The organism is Pontibacter populi (assembly GCF_040278685.1).
Taxonomy (GTDB): domain Bacteria; phylum Bacteroidota; class Bacteroidia; order Cytophagales; family Hymenobacteraceae; genus Pontibacter; species Pontibacter populi.
The window spans coordinates 320,701-339,192 of sequence record NZ_JBEOKT010000002.1 but is presented as its reverse complement, the minus strand read 5'-3'; the positions used below and the strand labels follow the sequence as shown (position 1 = coordinate 339,192).

The following is an 18,492-nucleotide window of genomic DNA, read 5'->3' as shown; positions in this document are numbered from 1 at the left end:
AAAAGTCTATTCAGCCTATTTGTGAGATTTATATTGTTGCTTGTTGTCTTGTTAAAAGCTGACCTGGTAATGGGGCAGGAAGTAGCTGTTGCCAAAGATAAAGCTGAACTGTACGTGGCTGGTAAATTTCCAGATAATTTGCCTGAACCTGGGCATACTACAACTATAGCCGGAAGTAAAACAGCTATTGAGAAACAGCCTACCACGCTCGGTAATACAACAGAAACGGAGAGACTTAAACTATGGGTTGCTCATAAAGCATTCAGTACTAAAAAAGTACTGGGCTTTACTTTAAAGCAACGTGGTAACTACAAACTGGAAGTGCTTACAATGCAGGGAACTATAGTTGCGGTTCTGGCGGAGGGCTTTGGCCAGGAGAAAGAAGAGCTGATGTTCCAGTTTAAAGGAGAGAACCTGCCTGTCGGAACCTATATCGGGAGGCTGATAACAGATAGTGAAGTAACATCTACAAGGTTTGTTTTAAAGTAGTTTTACCTTACAGCTTTATAACCACCAACCACTCCTTGTTTAGAAAGCACTAGTTGCCATAGTTGGTTGTTGCGTGCCCGGAACGAGCCGGCGCTGGAGAGCAGGTAATATTTCCACATACGGTAAAAGCGCTCGCCATATTTGCCTTGCAGTTGCTCCCAGTTGCTGTTAAAGTTTTGAAACCAGGCCATTAAGGTCAGGTCGTAGTAGGGGCCGAAGTTGTGCCAGTCTTCTACTATAAAAAGATGCTCCATGGCGGCTCCCAGTTGTTTTATAGAGGGTATCAGGCAGTTTGGGAAAATGTAGGTGTCGGTAAACGGGTCGGCTGATACTTTTGAGAAGTTAACGCCAATAGTATGCAGTAAAAACAGGCCATCATCTTTCAGGCAGCGTTGCGCTACCTGCATAAAGGTTCTGTGGTTACGATAACCCACATGCTCAAACATCCCTACCGAAACGATATGGTCAAACTGCTCCCTTACATCCCGGTAATCCTGAAGGCGAATTTCAATAGGTAAACCTTTACAGATCTCACGGGCCAGTGCTGCCTGCTCTTTTGAAACCGTAACACCAACTACTTCAACGCCATAGTTCTCTGCGGCATACTTCGCGAAACTTCCCCAGCCACAACCAATATCCAGCACGCGCTGGCCGGGTTTCAGGTATAGTTTCCGACAGATCAGGTCGAGTTTGTTTTTTTGGGCCTGGTCCAGGTTATCAGTATCTTTCCAGTAGCCGCAACTATAGACCAGGCGCTTGTCGAGCATCAGCTGGTATAGTTTGTTGCCGATATCGTAGTGGCGCTGTGCGTTTTGGGCGGCTTTGCCTTTGCGCTGCATATTCCATAGTTTAGCCAGCAGCAACTGTAACACCGATCGCCACCCGAGTTTTGCCTGTCTGTACAGATCAGCCCTGATCACTTTAAAAACAAACTGGTCTATATGGTCGCAATCCCACCAGCCATCCATGTAAGACTCGCCCAGACCTAAGGTGCCTTCGGTAAGTATGCGCTTGTAAAACCTTTCGTCATGTACATGCAAATCCCATGGGTCCGGACCGTTGATCTTAACATCTGCTGTGGCTAAGATACCAGCTACCTGTTGCTTTAAATTGGTGGCGCTCATGGCTCTTTGTTAAGTATAAGATGCTGTAGTAGACTAGTTTATACTTGTAAAGGTATGAACGCGGGTTAAGCATAATGGTTGAAGTGTACTATGGTTTTGCTAAATTCTGTTGCAAAGAATGATTCGGACCTGGCAAGCCGGCTTCTTGTTATCAGATCGTATACAACGTGGCAACAACTACCACAAAACCGCTTAGCAGCATCAGGAAAGTATAAGCAAAGGCCAGCGTGAAGAACTTATAGACAGTAAGCCAGCGTGAGCCTCTATAAGTGTTGCGCATGGACCTGTAGATGTACCAAATCCCCACAACAAACCCCGCAAACATTATCCAGCCTGATAGGAAGGGTAGCAGCCATTTTAGTACAATTAGTATAGACCCAAACAGGAAAAGGAACGAATGCACGTGTATGGAGTAGACGAGGTGCTCTGCATACAACTTCTTTGATCTGAAGTTCACCATTTTCAGGATTAGGGCAAACAAGGGCAGCAGTATGAACATCATTTTAGGTAAATGGCTTGTCAGCTTATTTACAAAAAGCTGTTTGCTCAGTTCGTCATCCATCACATCCCTGTATTTAGCATTCAACGACCTGACCGGCACATCATACCCGGCTATTGTAAACCTATCTGTAGTGTCTGCTTCTGCTGCTATCGGGTTTGTAAATATGATAGTGTCGTTTTGATTACCAGTAGCTGCCCGAGAGTTGTTAATGAGGTTATACGTATTGCTTCCTGTTTTTTCAGGAAGAGCATTGCTCACAATAGTTTTTGCCTCTTCAGCTTTGGTTACCGTGTTTTCTTCTTTTGCCGTACTTTCCTCCATAATATCTTCTTTATTGCTGTTGGAGTTGGCCGTGAAAAGGAAAAAGAACAGGATGCTGATAGAGATATACATACTGAACGGGTTGAGATGCGACGCACGTCTGCCTGCAAAATACTCCTTTGTTAAGTAACCCGGTTTTGTAAGAAGCGGCACAATACTGTTAAAAAACTTCGACTCGAAATGGAAGTAATGGCCGACGCTGTGCAGCACCAGGTGAAAGAAATTCTCGTGTAGTTCCAGGTTTTCCTGGCCGCAGTTCGGGCAAAATTTATCTGCAACGGTTGTGCCGCAATTCAGGCAGTTCTTATCAGAACGATAATGTTTTTTCATAGTAGGTTTAGTATAGCGGAGCCCAAAATTAAGAATTACCTACCTTAGACAAGTGTTATACTTAAATTAATATTTAATAAACCATATGTTGCGGGATTTCAATTATATGTACTCATTAATGCTACAATCTTTTGTGTGTTAGTCGTGGGTAGGTGCAGTAATTTGAGGTGAAACTATAATGCATAAAAAACCGTGACCAGCTTCTGAATTGGCTGGCCACGGCAATAGTTTAATGCTCCGATTTAACTACTACATAGTTTAATACGGTTTAGCAGAATGCGATTTTGACTTGGCATCTTCAACTCCTTCTTCCCCGGAAACATTGCCCAACGGGCCATCGGTGCCTTCTATAATATCATGCTTCATCATTTTCTTCGCTTCCGTCACAGCACGTTGAATGCTTTCCTTCACCCGGCGGCCATAGTCTTCATCAGCCTGGGTAAAGTAGCTGAGCATTTTTTCCTGGATGCGCGGGTCGCATTTGGCCAGGTCGTTACCTAGGTTATTGATCAGCTCATCACGTTCCCAGTCTTCGAAGTTGCGGTACGTTTCGCCGGCCTGCTTAAACTGGTTAGCACGTTCAATTGGCTGGCGTACCAGGTTGGCTTCGTAGCGAGGCGTATAGTCCTTACCTGCCTTTGGAGCTTCCTGCAAACCACCTAAAATAGATGGCTCATAGTTTACGTGTATGTTCTGGCCTTCAGCAAAATCAGTGTCAAAAGCCATTTGGCCGCCGCGCTGGTTGGTTGCCACATGGGTTTTTGCCGCATTTATAGGCAACTGCAGATAGTTTGCACCAACACGGTAACGCTGTGTATCAGAGTAAGAGAAGGTACGTCCCTGCAGCATTTTGTCATCCGAGAAGTCCAGTCCGTCTACCAATACACCGGTACCAAAAGCCGACAATTCCACTTCATTAAAGTAATCGACAGGGTTGCGGTTCAGGGTCATTTTGCCAACCGGGTACCACGGAAACTGCTCTTTAGGCCACAGTTTGGTATCGTCCAGCGGGTCAAAATCCAGTTCCGGATGGTCATCATCGCTCATGATCTGCACGTTCAGTTCCCACTCAGGAAAATCGCCGCGCTCAATGGCTTCATACAGGTCCTGGGTGGCGTGATTAAAGTTCTTACCCTGTATCTCCTGTGCTTCTTTCTGGGTTAGGTTCCTGATTCCCTGCTTTACCGGCTCCCAGTGATATTTTACCAGTACGGCTTCACCATCAGCATTCACCCATTTGTATGTATTTACACCGGAGCCCTGCATTTGTCTATAATTGGCTGGTATGCCCCAGGGCGAGTACAGGAAGGTAACCATATGAGTTGCTTCAGGCGTACCCGAAAAGAAATCGAAAATACGCTCAGCGCTCTGGATGTTGGTTACAGGGTCAGGTTTCTGAGAGTGGATCAGGTCCGGGAATTTCATGGCATCACGGATGAAGAATATCTTCAGGTTATTACCTACCAGGTCCCAGTTACCATCTTCAGTATAAAATTTAACAGCAAAGCCACGCGGGTCGCGCAACGTTTCTGGAGAGTGCGTACCATGCCCTACCGTAGAGAAGCGAACAAAGGTTGGTGTTTCTTTCCCTTTCTGAAATACTTTGGCGCGGGTAAATTTCTCAACTAGGTCGTTGCCTACTTTGCCATAAGCTTTGAAAACTCCATGAGCTCCGGCACCACGCGCATGCACTACTCGCTCAGGCACACGCTCTCTGTCGAAGTGCGATATCTTCTCGATGAAGTGGTAGTTCTCCATGGTGGCAGGACCACGGTTGCCTACTGTTCTGATGTTCTGGTTATCGGTTACGGGATGTCCCTGGCGGGTGGTGAGCTGGCGGTCTTTGTTTTCTTTGCCCTTTTTGCCATTGCTTAAGCTGGCGGTGCGGTACTTTTTGTTTTCGTTCATAGCGCGATACCGGTTGATGATTAATAAGTTAACTTAACCAGTATACTCTATCTTGATAGGTTATGTTTATAGATTCTGTCTATATATAACTTCAAAAAATCTATAATCAAATTATTTAAATGAAATGTAGAAAGGCTGTTAAGGGTTATTATTATCCAATGTACGTTGCCTTTGCTGCGTGTTTTCACCAGCAAGCAGTAGACTATGTTCTATAGATTGTTGGTGAAAACACCGACGACGGCTATTTCTCTCTTTATAAACTATAAATAAAACTATAGTTGCCCTATAATTTAAAAGATGAGCTTAAATGTAGTGCCAACATTTTCTTCGCTCTCGACCTGTATAGTTCCTTTGTGAAGGTGCATGATGTGTTTTGATAAACTAAGCCCGATACCGGAACCGTCTTTATGCGAGGTAAAGAACGGTATAAAGATACTTTCGAGGAGTTCTTCAGGTATGCCGGTGCCGTTATCGTGTAGTGCTATAGTTACTTTGCCCTCCAGTTGCTGCGCTACCAGCATGATCTCCGGGTTTGCTCTTTCCCTCACTGCCCGCTGCGCATTCGTGATCAGGTTGATGAGTACTTGCTCTAGTAAGTTTACGTCGCCGTTTATAGTCAGGTCAGGTGTTGATACTTTACAGGTAAACGCAATTCCTTCTTCTTCCAGGCGCGGCCGCATCAGGGAATTTATACTTTTAAATAGCTCCTGCACGTAAATGGTGGTCAGGTTTAGTTGCTGCTGCTTATTGAGGTTCCGGTAAAACTGCGTGAAACGTAAAAGTCCTTCGCTTCGCTTTTTAATGATGCCGATGCCTTCTTCGGTGTCTTCCAATAACTCCAGGTCAACAGGTACTTCGGGCTCTGAACTATAGCGTTCCCTTTCCATGTGCAGGTGTTTGCCAAGCGTATCGGCCAGCGAGGCAATTGGAGCTACCGAGTTCATGATCTCATGCGTCATTACGCGGAGTAGTTTCTGCCAGGCTTCGGTTTCGGTGGCATCTACGGTGGCGCTCACGTTTTTAAGTACTATAAGCAGAAGGTTGCGGTGCTGCAGGGTAAAAGCCGTAGCCGAAACCAGCAACTGCGACTGACCTGTTGGCAATTTCAGCTTTACCTGGGTACTTTCTCCTGATTTTATAGTTTGCAGTGTTTCGTGCAGGGTAGGGTAGCGGTTCTCGAGGCTGTTAATGCTTTTCAGGTAGGGCACACCCAGTATCTTCTTGAACGCATCGTTTACCCATTCCACTTCGCCGGTCTCAGCATCTACAGCTATAATGCCGGTATCAACCAGCTGTAATATAGTTTGCATGTACTGGAACTGTGCCTCGCGCTCTATGTGCAGCTGCTTAAATGTGTTGTTGATCAGGTTAAAAGCTTTGTGAAGCTGTTGCAGCGATGAGTTGGTGTTTTCGTTAAACCGTTGCGAGAAATCGCGGTGCTTCACAGCTTCCAGAAACCTTGCGAGCTCGTTGTTACTACGGGTTACATAACGTGCCATTTCCCATAGTTGCGCCAGGATGACCAGTATACCCGATGTTACCTGCAGCCAGGTGTACTGCGTCAGGTACTGTACCGTAACATACATCATGCCCAGCAAAAGTATAAACCGTACAAACAGTCCGAGTTCCAGTCGCTTAGATATCATATTTGTTCAGGCGTCGGTAAAGGGCAGTGCGGGTAAGGCCAAGTTCTTTGGCTGCTCTAGAAATATTGCCTTTGTTCTTCTCTATCACACGTCGTATAGTTTCGCGCTCTATCTCGCTTAGCGGCATGTTGGTTTCTGCTGCAAATGCAGGTATAGTTTGAGTAGCAGGAGCAAGCTCCATTGCCGAGAAAGTAAAATCCTGTGGCTGTAGTATGCTATTCTCAGCCAATATAATGGCGCGCTCCACGGCATGCTGCAGTTCCCGCACATTGCCCGGCCAGCTATGCTGATTCAGTTTCTGCAGGGTAGCAGGGGCAAATTCCGGTACAGGCTTATGGTTCTTTTCGGCGTAGATGGTAGCAAAATGTCTGGCCAGTAATTCTACATCGCCATGGCGTTGGCGCAATGGTGGCAGTGTTATCTCAACAGTGTTAATACGATAGATCAGATCTTTGCGGAACAGGTTCTTAGCTGCCAACTCGTAAATTGGTTCGTTGGTTGCTGATATAAGCCGGATATCAACCGGCACAGGAGTGTTGGAGCCTAATGGTGTAACCTGCCGGTTTTGCAGCACGGTCAGCAACTTAGCCTGCATTGCCGGCGAAATGTTTCCTATTTCATCCAGGAACAGTGTGCCACCGTTGGCAGCTTCAAAACGGCCTTTGCGGTCTTCTTTGGCGTCGGTAAATGCCCCTTTCTTAAAACCGAATAATTCACTCTCGAACAAGGTATCTGTAAGGGCAGCTACATCCACACTCACAAAAGGCTTGTTTGCCCTGAAGGATTTTTCGTGAAGCGCGCGCGCCACCAGTTCTTTACCGGTACCGTTCTCGCCCAAAATCAACACGTTTGCCTCAGTAGGTGCTATTTTTTCGATCTTGTAAAGTATATCCTGAATAGCTTCTGACTGGCCAAGTATAGTTGTCTGGGAGGCTATAGTTGGAGATGACGATTTGCTCTTTCTCTGCCCTTTGGAATGTAGCGCATTGTGCAGCGTTTCAAGCAGTTTGTCGTTGTGCCAGGGCTTTACTATAAAATCGTAAGCACCTTGTTTTAAAGATCTTACCGCTAGCTCTACATCGCCATAAGCCGTGATCAGGATAACTGTAGCATCTTTGTCTTTGTCCAGGATCTGGCGTAACCAGTAAAGACCTTCGTTGCCTGTGTTCAGAGCACTTTTAAAGTTCATATCCAGGAAAATGACATCAAACCTCTCTTTGGAAAGTAAGCTTAAGAGGTTATCCGGATTTTTTTCAGTTACTACTTCCTTAACCTCGGTTTTAAGCAGCATTTTCAACGCAAAAAGTACGTCGGTTTCGTCGTCAACAATTAAAACGCTACCGGTTTTTCCTGTGGCCATAGTGCAAGCAATTCTGGTTCTGATACCGAAAGTAAACAATTTATGTGAATTTGTCTGAATCAGGATTTACAGGATTAAAAGATTTACAGGATGGTTTGTCAGAACAAGGATTAATGGGGATTTGATGGATTGACTTGAATGAAGTTTACCTAAACCGGAAACAAAAAATCTATACTCTGCCACTAATCCTGCTTATCCTGTAATCCTGTAAATCCTTGTAGTAAGGGCTCTATTTAAAGATTCAGACATAATGCTGTAGCACTACCGGACAGGTGTTCACTTGAATTGTGTATCAGAAGCGGACACTTATATAGTTAGTCGTTTTGGTAAGTTTTTGATTTATAGTTGTTTAAAAAAACTGGCATTTTAATTTCTGTTGATTTTGCAACAGGCAGTTGCTTACCTGTTACTGTTCAAAAACAAGATTTATTACCTGAGCCAATAAAATTCCAGCACTATGATCAAGAACTACATCAAAATGGCCTACCGTAACCTGATGCGCCACAAAGTTTTTTCCCTTATCAATATTTCGGGGCTGGCCTTAGGTATGACCTGTAGTATACTTATCCTGTTATGGGTGCGGGATGAGCTTAGTTTTAACCGGTTCCATAGCGACCTGGATAACCTGTACCGTGTGCGGGTTATTCAGCATTACCCGGGAGCCGATGACCTGAACACAGATGCAAACCCAGGCCCGCTGGCCGAAGCCCTGAAAGCAGATATGCCGGAAGTAAAAGAGGCTGCACGCATGAACTGGTCGTCTACACAGCTTTTTGCATACAACGACAAATCCCTGAAACTGACTGGCCGCTATGTAGACCCAGCATTTTTGAAGATGTTTACTTTCCCGGTGCAGCATGGCAGTCCGGCGCAGGCATTACAACAGCCCAATACCATGGTTATTACCGAAGAAAGTGCCATTAACCTGTTTGGCGAAGCAGAAGCGGCGCTTGATAAAATGGTGAAAGTAAATAACCAGGCAACCTATCGTATTACGGCCATTTTAAAGGATATTCCTGAAAACTCATCCCTGCAGTTCGACTACCTGATGCCTTACCAGGACCTGGCCAACGACCCGATGCATCAATGGACAAAAATGTGGGCCGCTTATGGTATCCGAACATTTGTACAACTGCAACCCGGAACTGATATTGATGCATTCAATAAAAAAGTAGAGCCTATCATCAGCAACTATAATAAAGACGATGACTCGGATGTATTTGTGCAGGCTGTTTCTGATATGTACCTATACAGCGATTTCAGAGCGGGTAAAGTTGGTGGCGGCAGAATAGAGAATGTGCGCCTTTTTACTATTGTTGCCATATTTATTCTTGTCATTGCCTGCATCAACTTCATGAACCTGGCTACGGCTCGTTCGGCTAAACGCGCCAAAGAAGTAGGCGTGCGCAAAGCTATTGGTGCCAACAAATCTGCGCTGGTAAAGCAATTTATGGTAGAGTCGGTGCTGATCGCATTTCTGGCGCTGTTCCTGGCCTTGAACCTGGCTGGTATGCTGCTGCCACAGTTCAACGACCTGACCGGAAAATTCATAGAACTTGATCTTGCAAACCCGACACTGATGGCTATGTTGCTGGGCGTGGCTGTACTTACAGGTATTATTTCGGGTAGTTACCCGGCTTTCTTCCTGTCGTCTTTTAACCCGGCAGTTGTACTGAAGGGCACTGTAAAAATGAACAAAGGTGTAGGCATATTCCGCAAAGGCCTGGTGGTTTTCCAGTTTATACTTTCAGGGCTGCTGATCATCAGTACGCTGGTAGTGTACCTGCAACTGCACTTTATCCGGACTAAAAACATTGGTATGGACCGCGAGAACCTGGTGTATGTACCCCTGGAAGGCGACTTGCGAAACCGATACGAAGTGGTAAAACGAGAGCTGATGAATACGCCGGGTATAGTTGCCGTTTCTTCAACAGACCAAAGCCCGATAGCAGTAGGTAATTCCACAAGTATAAACTGGAAAGGTAAAGATCCGAATGCCGATATCCTCTTCAGTACATTAAATGTAGATTATGACCTGCTGAAAACACTGGATGTAAAACTTAAAAGTGGCCGTGAGTTCTCAAGAGAGTTTGGTACAGACACAGCGGCTTTCATGATCAATGAAGAAGCTGCCCGACTGATGCAACTAAAAGAACCGGTAGGAGAGTGGCTGGAATGGGAGAAAAAAGGGACTATTATCGGTGTGATAAAGAATTTCCATACTGCCCCTATACAGATAAAAGTGCAGCCATTGGTCATGCGGTTAGCGCCACAGAACAACAACTTTATGCTGGCACGCATTGCTCCTGGCAAAACAACAGAGGCGCTTGCCAAAATGGAGGGTATCCTTAAAAAGCATAACCCGGCTTTCCCGTTCGAATATCATTTTATTGACGACGACTACGAGAACATCTATAAAACGGAAGCTATCATCGGGGAGCTTACCAAGTATTTTGCAGGCATCGCCATCTTCATTTCCTGCCTTGGGTTGTTTGGCCTGGCCCTGTTCACAGCAGAGCAACGCACCAAAGAGATCGGCATTCGCAAAGTGATGGGTGCCTCGGTTTCAAGTATCGTGTTCATGCTCAGCAAAGACTTCCTGAAACTGGTGCTGGTTGCCAATGTGGTCGCCTTGCCGTTGGGCTGGTACCTGATGAACGGCTGGCTGCAGGACTACGCTGATCGTACCGAACTAAGCTGGTGGATTTTTGCGGTGGCTTGTGTCTCTACCTTCATCATTGCCATGGTCACGCTCAGCTTCCATGCCATTAAAACGGCCGTAGCCAACCCGATCACATCTCTGAGAACAGAATAAGTAATTGCCCAAAGTATAAAGTAAAACCATGAAAAAGCTTTTATTACCCATCTTATTGCTGGTAGCCCTTGTGGCAAATGCACAACTACCTAATACCTTATCAGCCACCGATAAAGTATACGGGCTGTCTAAGTTCTGGCAAGAAGTAAACTATAATTTCGTGTACCTGGATAAAGTGGACCGCACCAAATGGGACAACGCCTACCGCGATGCCATTAACAACGTGCAGCAAACACCAAACGACTACGAATATTACCGTGAGCTGCAGAAGTTCTGCGCCCTGCTGAACGATGGCCATACCAATGTATACTTTCCGCAACGCATCGACACGCTGCTGTATACCAGCAACTTCGGTAAGTATAAGCTCTTCCTGACTAACATCGATAACAAAGCCATTATTACCAGAACCAACCTGAGCGCAAAGGAAGAGATACCAGTAGGCAGCGAGATCATCGAGGTGAATGGTATGCCGACCGCAGCATATCTGAAACAGCACGTGTTACCTTATATTTCTTCGTCAACGGATTATGTGCTGATGGACTGGGCTATTTCTAATATGCTGAAGGGGTTGAAGGGAGATAAGTACGACATAAAGTACAGAACACCGAAAGGCAAGGTAAAAGCACTGACGCTGACACATGCCAAAACAGCTGAAAAGGAAGTGTACCCGGCTCTTGAGAAAAAGGAACTGCTGGAGTTAAAATGGTACCCGAACCAGACTGCATACCTGGCCCTGAACGGTTTCCATGACCCGAAGATAAATGAGTTGTTCCTGGCTAAATTACCTGAACTGCGCAAAGCAAAAGCGCTTATAGTTGACCTGCGAGGTAATGGGGGTGGATCTACAGGTATAGGTGTTGAGATACTGAATTACCTAAGCCCCGATACCCTGCTTTATGGCTCGAAGAACTCAACACGCCAGCACCTGGCAAGCTTTAAGGCATGGGGCAAATTTACAGAACCCAAAGATACAGTTAACAACGAATGGGCTACTAAGTCGCTGCTGGCTTACCAGGACAAACTGATGCAAACTTTTGACTATAGCCCTACCAGGAATGAGGTTAAGCAAAGCGAGAAAGTGATCGTGCCTACCTCCATACTTATCGGACACCAGACCGCCTCTGCCGCTGAAGATTTCCTGATCTATGCCGATAACCAAGGGCACATGACCAGGATTGGTGAGAACTCTTTTGGCAGCACCGGACAGCCTTTCTTGTTCGACTTGCCGGGCGGTGGCATGGCCCGCATCTGCACTAAAAAAGATACTTACCCGGACGGGCGTGAGTTTGTAGGCTACGGCGTGAAACCGGACATAGAAGTAAAAATGACCCTGCAGGATTACACCCAGAAGAAAGACCCCGTGCTGGACCGCGCCCTGAAACACCTGAAAGGCCAGAAACTGGCAGCAAAATAAGCTAACGAGCCAGCTGACACCTGCTCTGAAGTGTTGCAAAAGCGCACAGGTGTATCGCGGGCAGGTGTATCAGAAACGAACAGGGTAAAAGTTGAAATATGTTTAAGTAGCTGATAATCAAGTGTTTTTTGTTTTTGGCATCTAAATTTCTTATAGTGTTTTTGTAGGCCACAAATTAGGAAAGCAGCTGGCATAACAAACAAAAGATGTTATCAAAACCATTACGCTCAAAAAAAAATTATCAATAAGCCATTAAGTACAATCTAAAACCATGAAAAAGTCATTATCATTTTTACTTGTGATGCTGGTGCTGGTAGCGCCTGCCATTGCTCAGAAAACCTACAAAGGCCTGCCCGTAATTGAGGCTACCAGCAAGGTTGCAGACTATAAAGTTGGCACCGAATTAGTAAAAGGAAACTGGAGTGTATCGCCACAGATTGCGATAGATGTGTTGAAGGTGCCGGTGCATAACAATAAAGTAAAGTTTACTTTTTACACCGATTCCGATTCTATCAGCTTTAATGTGAAGCCTGGCAAATCGAACCGGTTTTATGTACTGCTCAATAATAAAGACTATGCCCTGACCGAAATTAAAGGTTTTGGTTTTGAAGCCCTGGAGTTTAACGAGACAAACAAAATTCCGGCCTATACGATGCTGTATGAGCAGAATGATGGCAACATGTACCTGAACGAACTGCGTGCCAAATATAACCTGGATGCTATAGTTGCCGGCGCCGCCAACGATACCGAAAAAGCGCTGCGAATGGTAAACTGGGTGCACAAGCAATGGGAGCACAATGGCATGAACCAGCCATCAAACCCGGATGCACTGACCATACTATCCGAAGTAAAAGAGGGCAAGCAGTTCCGTTGTGTTGAGTACGGTATTGTAACAACAGCCTGCCTTAACGCCATAGGGTTGCCAGCCAGAACTATGGGCCTTAAAATGAAAGAGGTGGAAACAACAGAATTTGGCGCCGGCCACGTGCTGCTGGAAGTTTATTTGCCAGATCTTAAAAAATGGGTAATGCTGGATGGCCAGTTTGATGTGATGCCAGTGTTGAATAATGTGCCTCTAAACGCTGTGGAATTTCAGCAGGCCATTGCCAACAACTATAAAAAGCTGGAGATCAGAAGCCTGTCCGGGGCCGACAAAGCGCAGTATGTAAACTGGGTGTATCCTTACCTGTATTACTTTGATGTGAAATTTGATAACCGCGAAGGTGTGGGCTTTCCCCGCGAGACAGTGGATTCTAAAAAGTCGCTGATGCTGGTGCCAGTTGGTGCCAAGCAACCTAAAGTGTTCCAGATCCATAACCCGATAGAGTACTGCAAATACACTAATTCTATAGTTGACCTGTACCAGGCGCCAGTGATAAAGGCCAGTGCAACGACAGCAAAAAAATAAATTACCCCGAATAGTTAGATTAGTTTAGTTGAAACCCAAACCCTTCCGAGGTATGTAGTTTGCATGCCGAGGAAGGGTTGGGTATTTAATGACATTTCCTGAAACTATAGCGTTTATAGTTTAACCGGCCTGCTGAACTTTTAAGCCGTAGAAATGTGTTTAAATAATAACTTAAACGACATCAGAATGCCATAAAATTGCGTATGTTTGTGGCATACTTCTTGAAGTATAGAAATCAAGAATTCGTTCTTTAACTTATGGGGATGACCGGAATTGACAGCTTGTGCAGATTGCGTGTAAGCATGTCGGGTGATGAACGTACCACCTGTTAAAAATCCGTTCAAACAATAACTGGCGAATATAACTACGCCATGGCTGCTTAATCTAGGTATTAAGCACTAGCCATAGTCTCGTGCAGGTTTCGTGAATCTGCTTGCACATCAGAGGCTTCGATCCGATTTACTAGTTTGTGTAAAGGTGTGGTGCACAGGCGAAATTAAGCACCTAAGGAGTGCGCATTAGTTTGGTTTATACTAGCAAGCTCCCTACAATCCGAATGAACCTAAGCATGTAGAAAGCCCGTTGGTTTCCTTGTCTGGACCAGGGTTCGAATCCCTGCATCTCCACCAATAAGTATAAAAAGCCCGCAGTTTGTGAGAACTGCGGGCTTTTTGTGTTTTATGAATCCGCCATTCGTATTTTTGCTGAATTGAAATTGTAACAGTCGCTGCTATCCATGGAAATACAATACATACTTGAACTGATCGGGACGTTCGTGTTTGCGATATCGGGGGCGTTGGCTGTGGATGAAAAAGACCAGGATTGGTTTGGGGCAGGCTTTACCGGCTTTGTAACGGCCATTGGTGGAGGTACGCTGCGGGATATACTATTAGGCAGTTACCCGTTGGTCTGGATCGCAGATGTACAGTTTCTGTATGCTATTTTTGCTGGTATTCTGTTTGCGTCGGTTTTTTACAAATGGTTGCTGCGTTTGCGCCGTACCCTTTCGCTTTTCGATACGCTGGGTATAGCACTGTTTACTATAGTTGGCACTGAAAAAGCGCTGAGCCTTGGCGTTGATCCTGTTATTGCAGCCATTATGGGTATGTTTACGGCTGTTATGGGTGGCGTTATCCGCGACACGTTAACAAACGAAACACCGGTTATCTTCCAGAAAGAAGTGTATGCCAGCCCTTGCCTTGCCTGGGCGTTTGTTTACATCGGGCTGGCTAACCTGGAGGTGCACCGCACGTTTGCTTTCCTGTTATCGGTACTCTTAATTATAGTTATCAGGTTGGTGGCAGTTAAGTACAATCTGAGCCTTCCGAAATTTAAACGCATAAAATAAAGTGCAATTTTTGGTGGCGCTTTGTACACCATATTCTTTAATCAGATACTTTTGCAGCCGGATTTTCGTTCGAGTCCCAGGTATTTATAAAAGTAAAGTAATGCATTTTAAGCAAGTAGTATGGCTAATGGCCACAATAGCAGTATTAGCCTCTTGTTCATCGTCTAAAAAAGCGACAAGTAGCAGAACAGGTAAAGTTATCATAGTAGACAGTAAATCTGTGAGAATTGGTAGCGCAGGCACCACCCGCAAAGACAATGGCCTTCACAAGGGCTGGTACAAGAATCCGAATAACCCGCATCACCCAAACACAACAAACCCGGGCCACACCAAAGGAAAGGGTAAAGGCAAAGGCAAGAAAAAGTAGCGTTTTCTTAACCAGGTAAAAGGCAGGAACTATAGTTGTAAACTATACTTTCTGCCTTTTTGCTTTATTAGTGGGTATAAAATAAATTTTATTTAGAGTTGAAATAAACCAATATCCATAATCAAAGTATAAAGTAATCTCTTTTCAAGTAAAGTTTATGTTTTACCGGCATTCATGCATCAACTATAGTTTAATGCGGTTGCCAATTCACATTTTACCTATGAGAATACTTAGACACCTTTTGCTTTATACTTTTATCTGCTTACTGACTGCCTCCTGCAACCCGATGCAAGGACGTAAGGCTATACTTGTTGATGACGACGGGCAAAGCATGCGATTTGAGCGCAACCGCAAAGAGAGCAAGAACAAGAAATGGGATGCCCGGAATAAGAAGAACTTCAAAAAGAACAAGTATAGCAGGCACAACTAAACTAAGGGTTGCCTGTGGTAAGTTAACCCAGCTGTAGATGACCAACTATAGGCTTATAACAGTATGCTTATACTTTATGGCTATATATGCGTATAAGCGCCTACTATGGAACCACAAAACATACGCTACAGCCGTAACCCGCACACCGAGAAACTGAAATGGGTAAACCACATGGTGAAGTTAATGGACAATCAATTCAGGTTGCCCGGTACTAATTTCCGTTTTGGCCTTGACCCTATACTTGGCCTGTTGCCTGTAGCCGGCGACCTGGCTTCGTTTGGTGTGTCGGCAATGCTGGTAATGACGATGGCCCGACACGGGGCAAGCGGAAAACTGGTGACGCTCATGCTCATCAACATCGCGCTTGATACCGTGATCGGGAGTATACCGGTGCTGGGTAATATCTTCGACTTTTTCTTTAAAGCCAACGAGCGAAATGTGCGCCTGCTAACAAAACACTACCAGGAAGGTAAGTACCAGGGGAGTGGTAAAAACGTGATCATTGGTGTAATTATAGGCATTGTGTTGCTGTTTGCATTGCTTATCTGGGTACTCTGGGAACTGGCCGAATGGATCTACCTGCAGCTGGCAGCTATACTATAAACGGCCCAGCGCGCTGGCAACTTCTACGGCTTTCAGGGCGCTGGTTTCCTTATCTTTTATTTCCAGCATAATATCCATATCCAGGCCTTCGGTCTCGGCTAAAAAATCGTGGAAAAGCTGTTCTGAAATGCTTTGTACGTGTTTGCCTTTGCGCTCGGCGGGTGCCTGTGCACTATAGTCCATCATTAAAATGCCATCCCGGTCCGGTTGCCAGGTTGATGCTGCCATTTCAACAGCTTCGCGCATGGGTTCGCCGTTATTCACACACTCGTGGTGCAGGTTATCAAAAATAATGGGTATCCCGGTGAGCTCGTGCAAGTGCAGGCAATCCAGTAAACTATAGGTTCGGTCGTCGTTCTCTACACAAAGCCTGGCTTTTACAGCATCAGATAGTTGCGTATGATAAACTTCTGCAAAACGAGCTAACGCCGAGCCTTTATCGCCATAACCTCCGCCACCATGAATCTGTAGTTTAGCGGTAGTGTCCAGCTCCATCAAATCAAGTACTGTGCCCTGGTACACCAGTTCGGCAATGCTGTTCTTTACCGTTTGCGGGTTAGGCGAGTTAAGTACCACAAACTGGTCGGGGTGCATGGAAATGCGCAGGTTATGCTGCTTTATATAGTTGCCTAGCTGCTGAAATTGGGTTTTAAAATGCTCTTGCCAGTTATATTGATTTATCTCATGCGATGCAAAAGGCACCAGGTCGGAGGTGAGCCTGAAAAAAAGTAAGCCGTTCTGCACATTGTATTCCAGTATGCGCTGCAGGCAGCTCAGGTTCAGAGCCACCGTTTCTATCAGGCGCTCTTCAGAATAAGATGCCAGCCGGAAGGTGCGCGAAGAGGTACAGTCTAAGGACTGATTGATGCAGGGGTAACCTATTTTCATGGTGCTATAGTTTGTTTATGCTAACTATAGCTTTGCGGTTTTGTTTGGGTTTTACTGCTTTTTTTCTTGTTCGTACCCGGTGTTATCTTTAAAAAAGCGGTTATAATCTTCCTGTTCCTTCAGCTGCCGCTGCAGTTCTTGCATCAGGTAAATTTCCTGCATCTTTCGTAGTTCCTTGCCCTCTCGCGAGAACAGGTCATACAGCAAACTGATCGGGGTAAGAATAGTAGGAGGGGGCGGAGGTGGCAGTTCTACAGGTTTGGGAGGCTCTACATAAGCCGGGTTTTTTACATAGTTCGGGTCGGGGCGGTTCATGTTGCGCAGGGCACGCTGTATCATTTCTTCTGATGGCCGGTTAGTCACTTCTACTTCGCCAAGCATTACGCTGTCTTCCTGCAGCACTATATTTACACGCATCTCTGAAACAGGCAGTCGCTGAGGCAAATAAAGTAATGGTTTATACCCAACCGCCCGGATCAGCAACGTGTCCTCAGCAGCCACATCTATCAAAAATTTTCCTTCAGCATCAGAAATAACAGCCCGTGTGGTGCCATACCGGATTATGCCTGCCCCGGGTACAGGTGTTTTTTTGTCAGGCCCCAGTACAGTTCCGCTAATTCTGACATTACGCTGCGCCAGCACGGGCACAGTGGCCAGCAGCAACAGGGCAAGGGTGCAGCTAATAACGCAGAGGTACCGGTGCATGTATAGGGTTGGGTGCAGTAGCAATATATTTTGCCTTTTGTAATACGCCAAAGATGGCCAAAAAGTATGCGAGCTCCAAAATTTATAGTTAAACCTATATATAGTATGTCATAATTTTGGTTGATGCTGTATAAAACTAAAAGCCTGCAAATATGTTTGTTGCAGGCTTTTAGATGTTGTGTGCTAACTATAGTTGTTACTGATAAGGAGTCAGTCTTTTTTTCTTCTGGCTACCAGAGTTATCCGGCTGTTTATTGTAGTCTATAATTCTCTTTTCCTCGTTGCCAGATGCCCTGCTGTCAGTAGCGCCACGGCTTTCTCCGGAGGCTGTAGTGCTGGACGGTGCCATCGTTGTGCCGGATTTTTGAGTGTTATTATCGGTTTCAGCTCCTTCTTCTGCAGCCCTGCCGCCCACTAACTGAGTAGCACTAAACTGATAGTTATGAGATCTGTAGATCTCTTCCGGCTTGGTCTCATTATAGTAAGCATACACCAGTTCTGTTGCTGATAACTTGGGAGTTGGCTGGGTGCTGGTTGCGCTGTTATTTGTATTGACGTAAGCAGTTGAGTTTCCGGCAGTGCCTGGTAACGGGTAGTTTCTTATATGAGCAGGATTAACATTCTCGTTTTCGTTGGCGTCTGCCACCTCAGTGGTTGTTCCTCTATCTTCGGAACAGGCCGTAAAAAGTATAGCAACAGCCATACTCATACTATAAATTATCTTCTTCATGGTTTGTTTTCTAGCGTTATACATGTGGCACACAGGCCTCGGTAAACTATAGTTTTGCCGGTAGTGTGCCTGATTTTTTACGTGCAGCAATTGGTAAGGTTGAT

The 18,492-nt window shown here is 45.4% G+C and carries 16 protein-coding genes and 1 other RNA gene; 9 read left to right on the top strand and 8 right to left on the bottom strand.

Annotation, left to right across the window (positions count from 1 at the left end; genetic code table 11):
* Positions 1 to 21 precede the first annotated feature (21 nt).
* Positions 22 to 489 carry a hypothetical protein gene (locus ABS362_RS03350; RefSeq protein WP_350410874.1) on the top strand — a complete coding sequence of 156 codons (468 nt, stop codon included), beginning with the start codon at positions 22 to 24 and terminating at the stop codon, positions 487 to 489.
* 2 nt (positions 490 to 491) lie between these two features.
* On the opposite strand, the gene cfa is transcribed toward ABS362_RS03350, so the two are convergent.
* From cfa to ABS362_RS03325, 5 genes are all read right to left on the bottom strand, one after another.
* Complete coding sequence (gene cfa, locus ABS362_RS03345) at positions 492 to 1,613, bottom strand: cyclopropane fatty acyl phospholipid synthase (RefSeq protein ID WP_350410873.1); 1,122 nt, start codon at positions 1,611 to 1,613, stop codon at positions 492 to 494.
* A gap of 151 nt (positions 1,614 to 1,764) precedes the next feature.
* On the bottom strand, positions 1,765 to 2,766 hold the full coding sequence (locus ABS362_RS03340; RefSeq protein WP_350410872.1) for a DUF3667 domain-containing protein: 1,002 nt from the start codon (positions 2,764 to 2,766) through the stop codon (positions 1,765 to 1,767).
* A 258-nt stretch (positions 2,767 to 3,024) separates the two neighbouring features.
* Entirely contained in the window at positions 3,025 to 4,674 is a 1,650-nt protein-coding gene (locus ABS362_RS03335; RefSeq protein WP_350410871.1) for a catalase, read from the bottom strand.
* A gap of 290 nt (positions 4,675 to 4,964) precedes the next feature.
* Positions 4,965 to 6,320, bottom strand: coding sequence for a sensor histidine kinase (locus tag ABS362_RS03330; protein ID WP_350410870.1), 1,356 nt, complete (start codon positions 6,318 to 6,320; stop codon positions 4,965 to 4,967).
* Positions 6,310 to 7,680 carry a sigma-54-dependent transcriptional regulator gene (locus ABS362_RS03325; protein WP_350410869.1) on the bottom strand — a complete coding sequence of 457 codons (1,371 nt, stop codon included), beginning with the start codon at positions 7,678 to 7,680 and terminating at the stop codon, positions 6,310 to 6,312. Before ABS362_RS03325 ends, ABS362_RS03330 begins: the two co-directional genes overlap by 11 nt.
* 457 nt (positions 7,681 to 8,137) lie before the next feature.
* Here ABS362_RS03325 and ABS362_RS03320 point away from each other — a divergent pair, with 457 nt between their 5' ends.
* The 8 genes from ABS362_RS03320 to ABS362_RS03285 all read left to right on the top strand — a co-directional run bounded on the left by ABS362_RS03320 (position 8,138) and on the right by ABS362_RS03285 (position 16,065).
* Complete coding sequence (locus ABS362_RS03320; RefSeq protein ID WP_350410868.1) at positions 8,138 to 10,495, top strand: ABC transporter permease; 2,358 nt, start codon at positions 8,138 to 8,140, stop codon at positions 10,493 to 10,495.
* Positions 10,496 to 10,523: 28 nt separating this feature from the next.
* Positions 10,524 to 11,909: a S41 family peptidase gene (locus tag ABS362_RS03315; RefSeq protein WP_350410867.1), complete on the top strand. Its 1,386-nt coding sequence runs from the start codon at positions 10,524 to 10,526 to the stop codon at positions 11,907 to 11,909.
* Between the two features lie 271 nt (positions 11,910 to 12,180).
* Positions 12,181 to 13,317, top strand: coding sequence for a transglutaminase-like domain-containing protein (locus ABS362_RS03310; protein ID WP_350410866.1), 1,137 nt, complete (start codon positions 12,181 to 12,183; stop codon positions 13,315 to 13,317).
* Between the two features lie 259 nt (positions 13,318 to 13,576).
* Positions 13,577 to 13,946: a transfer-messenger RNA gene (gene ssrA / locus ABS362_RS03305) on the top strand.
* Positions 13,947 to 14,053: 107 nt separating this feature from the next.
* On the top strand, positions 14,054 to 14,665 hold the full coding sequence (locus ABS362_RS03300) for a trimeric intracellular cation channel family protein (protein WP_350410865.1): 612 nt from the start codon (positions 14,054 to 14,056) through the stop codon (positions 14,663 to 14,665).
* A gap of 127 nt (positions 14,666 to 14,792) precedes the next feature.
* The gene (locus tag ABS362_RS03295) at positions 14,793 to 15,032 is read left to right on the top strand and encodes a hypothetical protein (RefSeq protein ID WP_350410864.1); all 240 of its coding nucleotides are present in this window, start codon (positions 14,793 to 14,795) and stop codon (positions 15,030 to 15,032) included.
* A 220-nt stretch (positions 15,033 to 15,252) separates the two neighbouring features.
* A complete protein-coding gene (locus ABS362_RS03290; RefSeq protein ID WP_350410863.1) occupies positions 15,253 to 15,462 on the top strand; it encodes a hypothetical protein in 210 nt (69 codons plus the stop codon).
* 105 nt (positions 15,463 to 15,567) lie between these two features.
* Entirely contained in the window at positions 15,568 to 16,065 is a 498-nt protein-coding gene (locus ABS362_RS03285; RefSeq protein ID WP_350410862.1) for a DUF4112 domain-containing protein, read from the top strand.
* On the opposite strand, the gene uvsE is transcribed toward ABS362_RS03285, so the two are convergent.
* The 3 genes from uvsE to ABS362_RS03270 form a co-directional block, all read right to left on the bottom strand.
* On the bottom strand, positions 16,060 to 16,953 hold the full coding sequence (gene uvsE, locus ABS362_RS03280) for a UV DNA damage repair endonuclease UvsE (protein WP_350410861.1): 894 nt from the start codon (positions 16,951 to 16,953) through the stop codon (positions 16,060 to 16,062). The genes ABS362_RS03285 and uvsE overlap by 6 nt on opposite strands.
* Before the next feature lie 51 nt (positions 16,954 to 17,004).
* A complete protein-coding gene (locus tag ABS362_RS03275; RefSeq protein WP_350410860.1) occupies positions 17,005 to 17,658 on the bottom strand; it encodes a carboxypeptidase-like regulatory domain-containing protein in 654 nt (217 codons plus the stop codon).
* Between the two features lie 196 nt (positions 17,659 to 17,854).
* Positions 17,855 to 18,388: a hypothetical protein gene (locus ABS362_RS03270; protein ID WP_350410858.1), complete on the bottom strand. Its 534-nt coding sequence runs from the start codon at positions 18,386 to 18,388 to the stop codon at positions 17,855 to 17,857.
* Between the last annotated feature and the right edge of the window lie 104 nt (positions 18,389 to 18,492).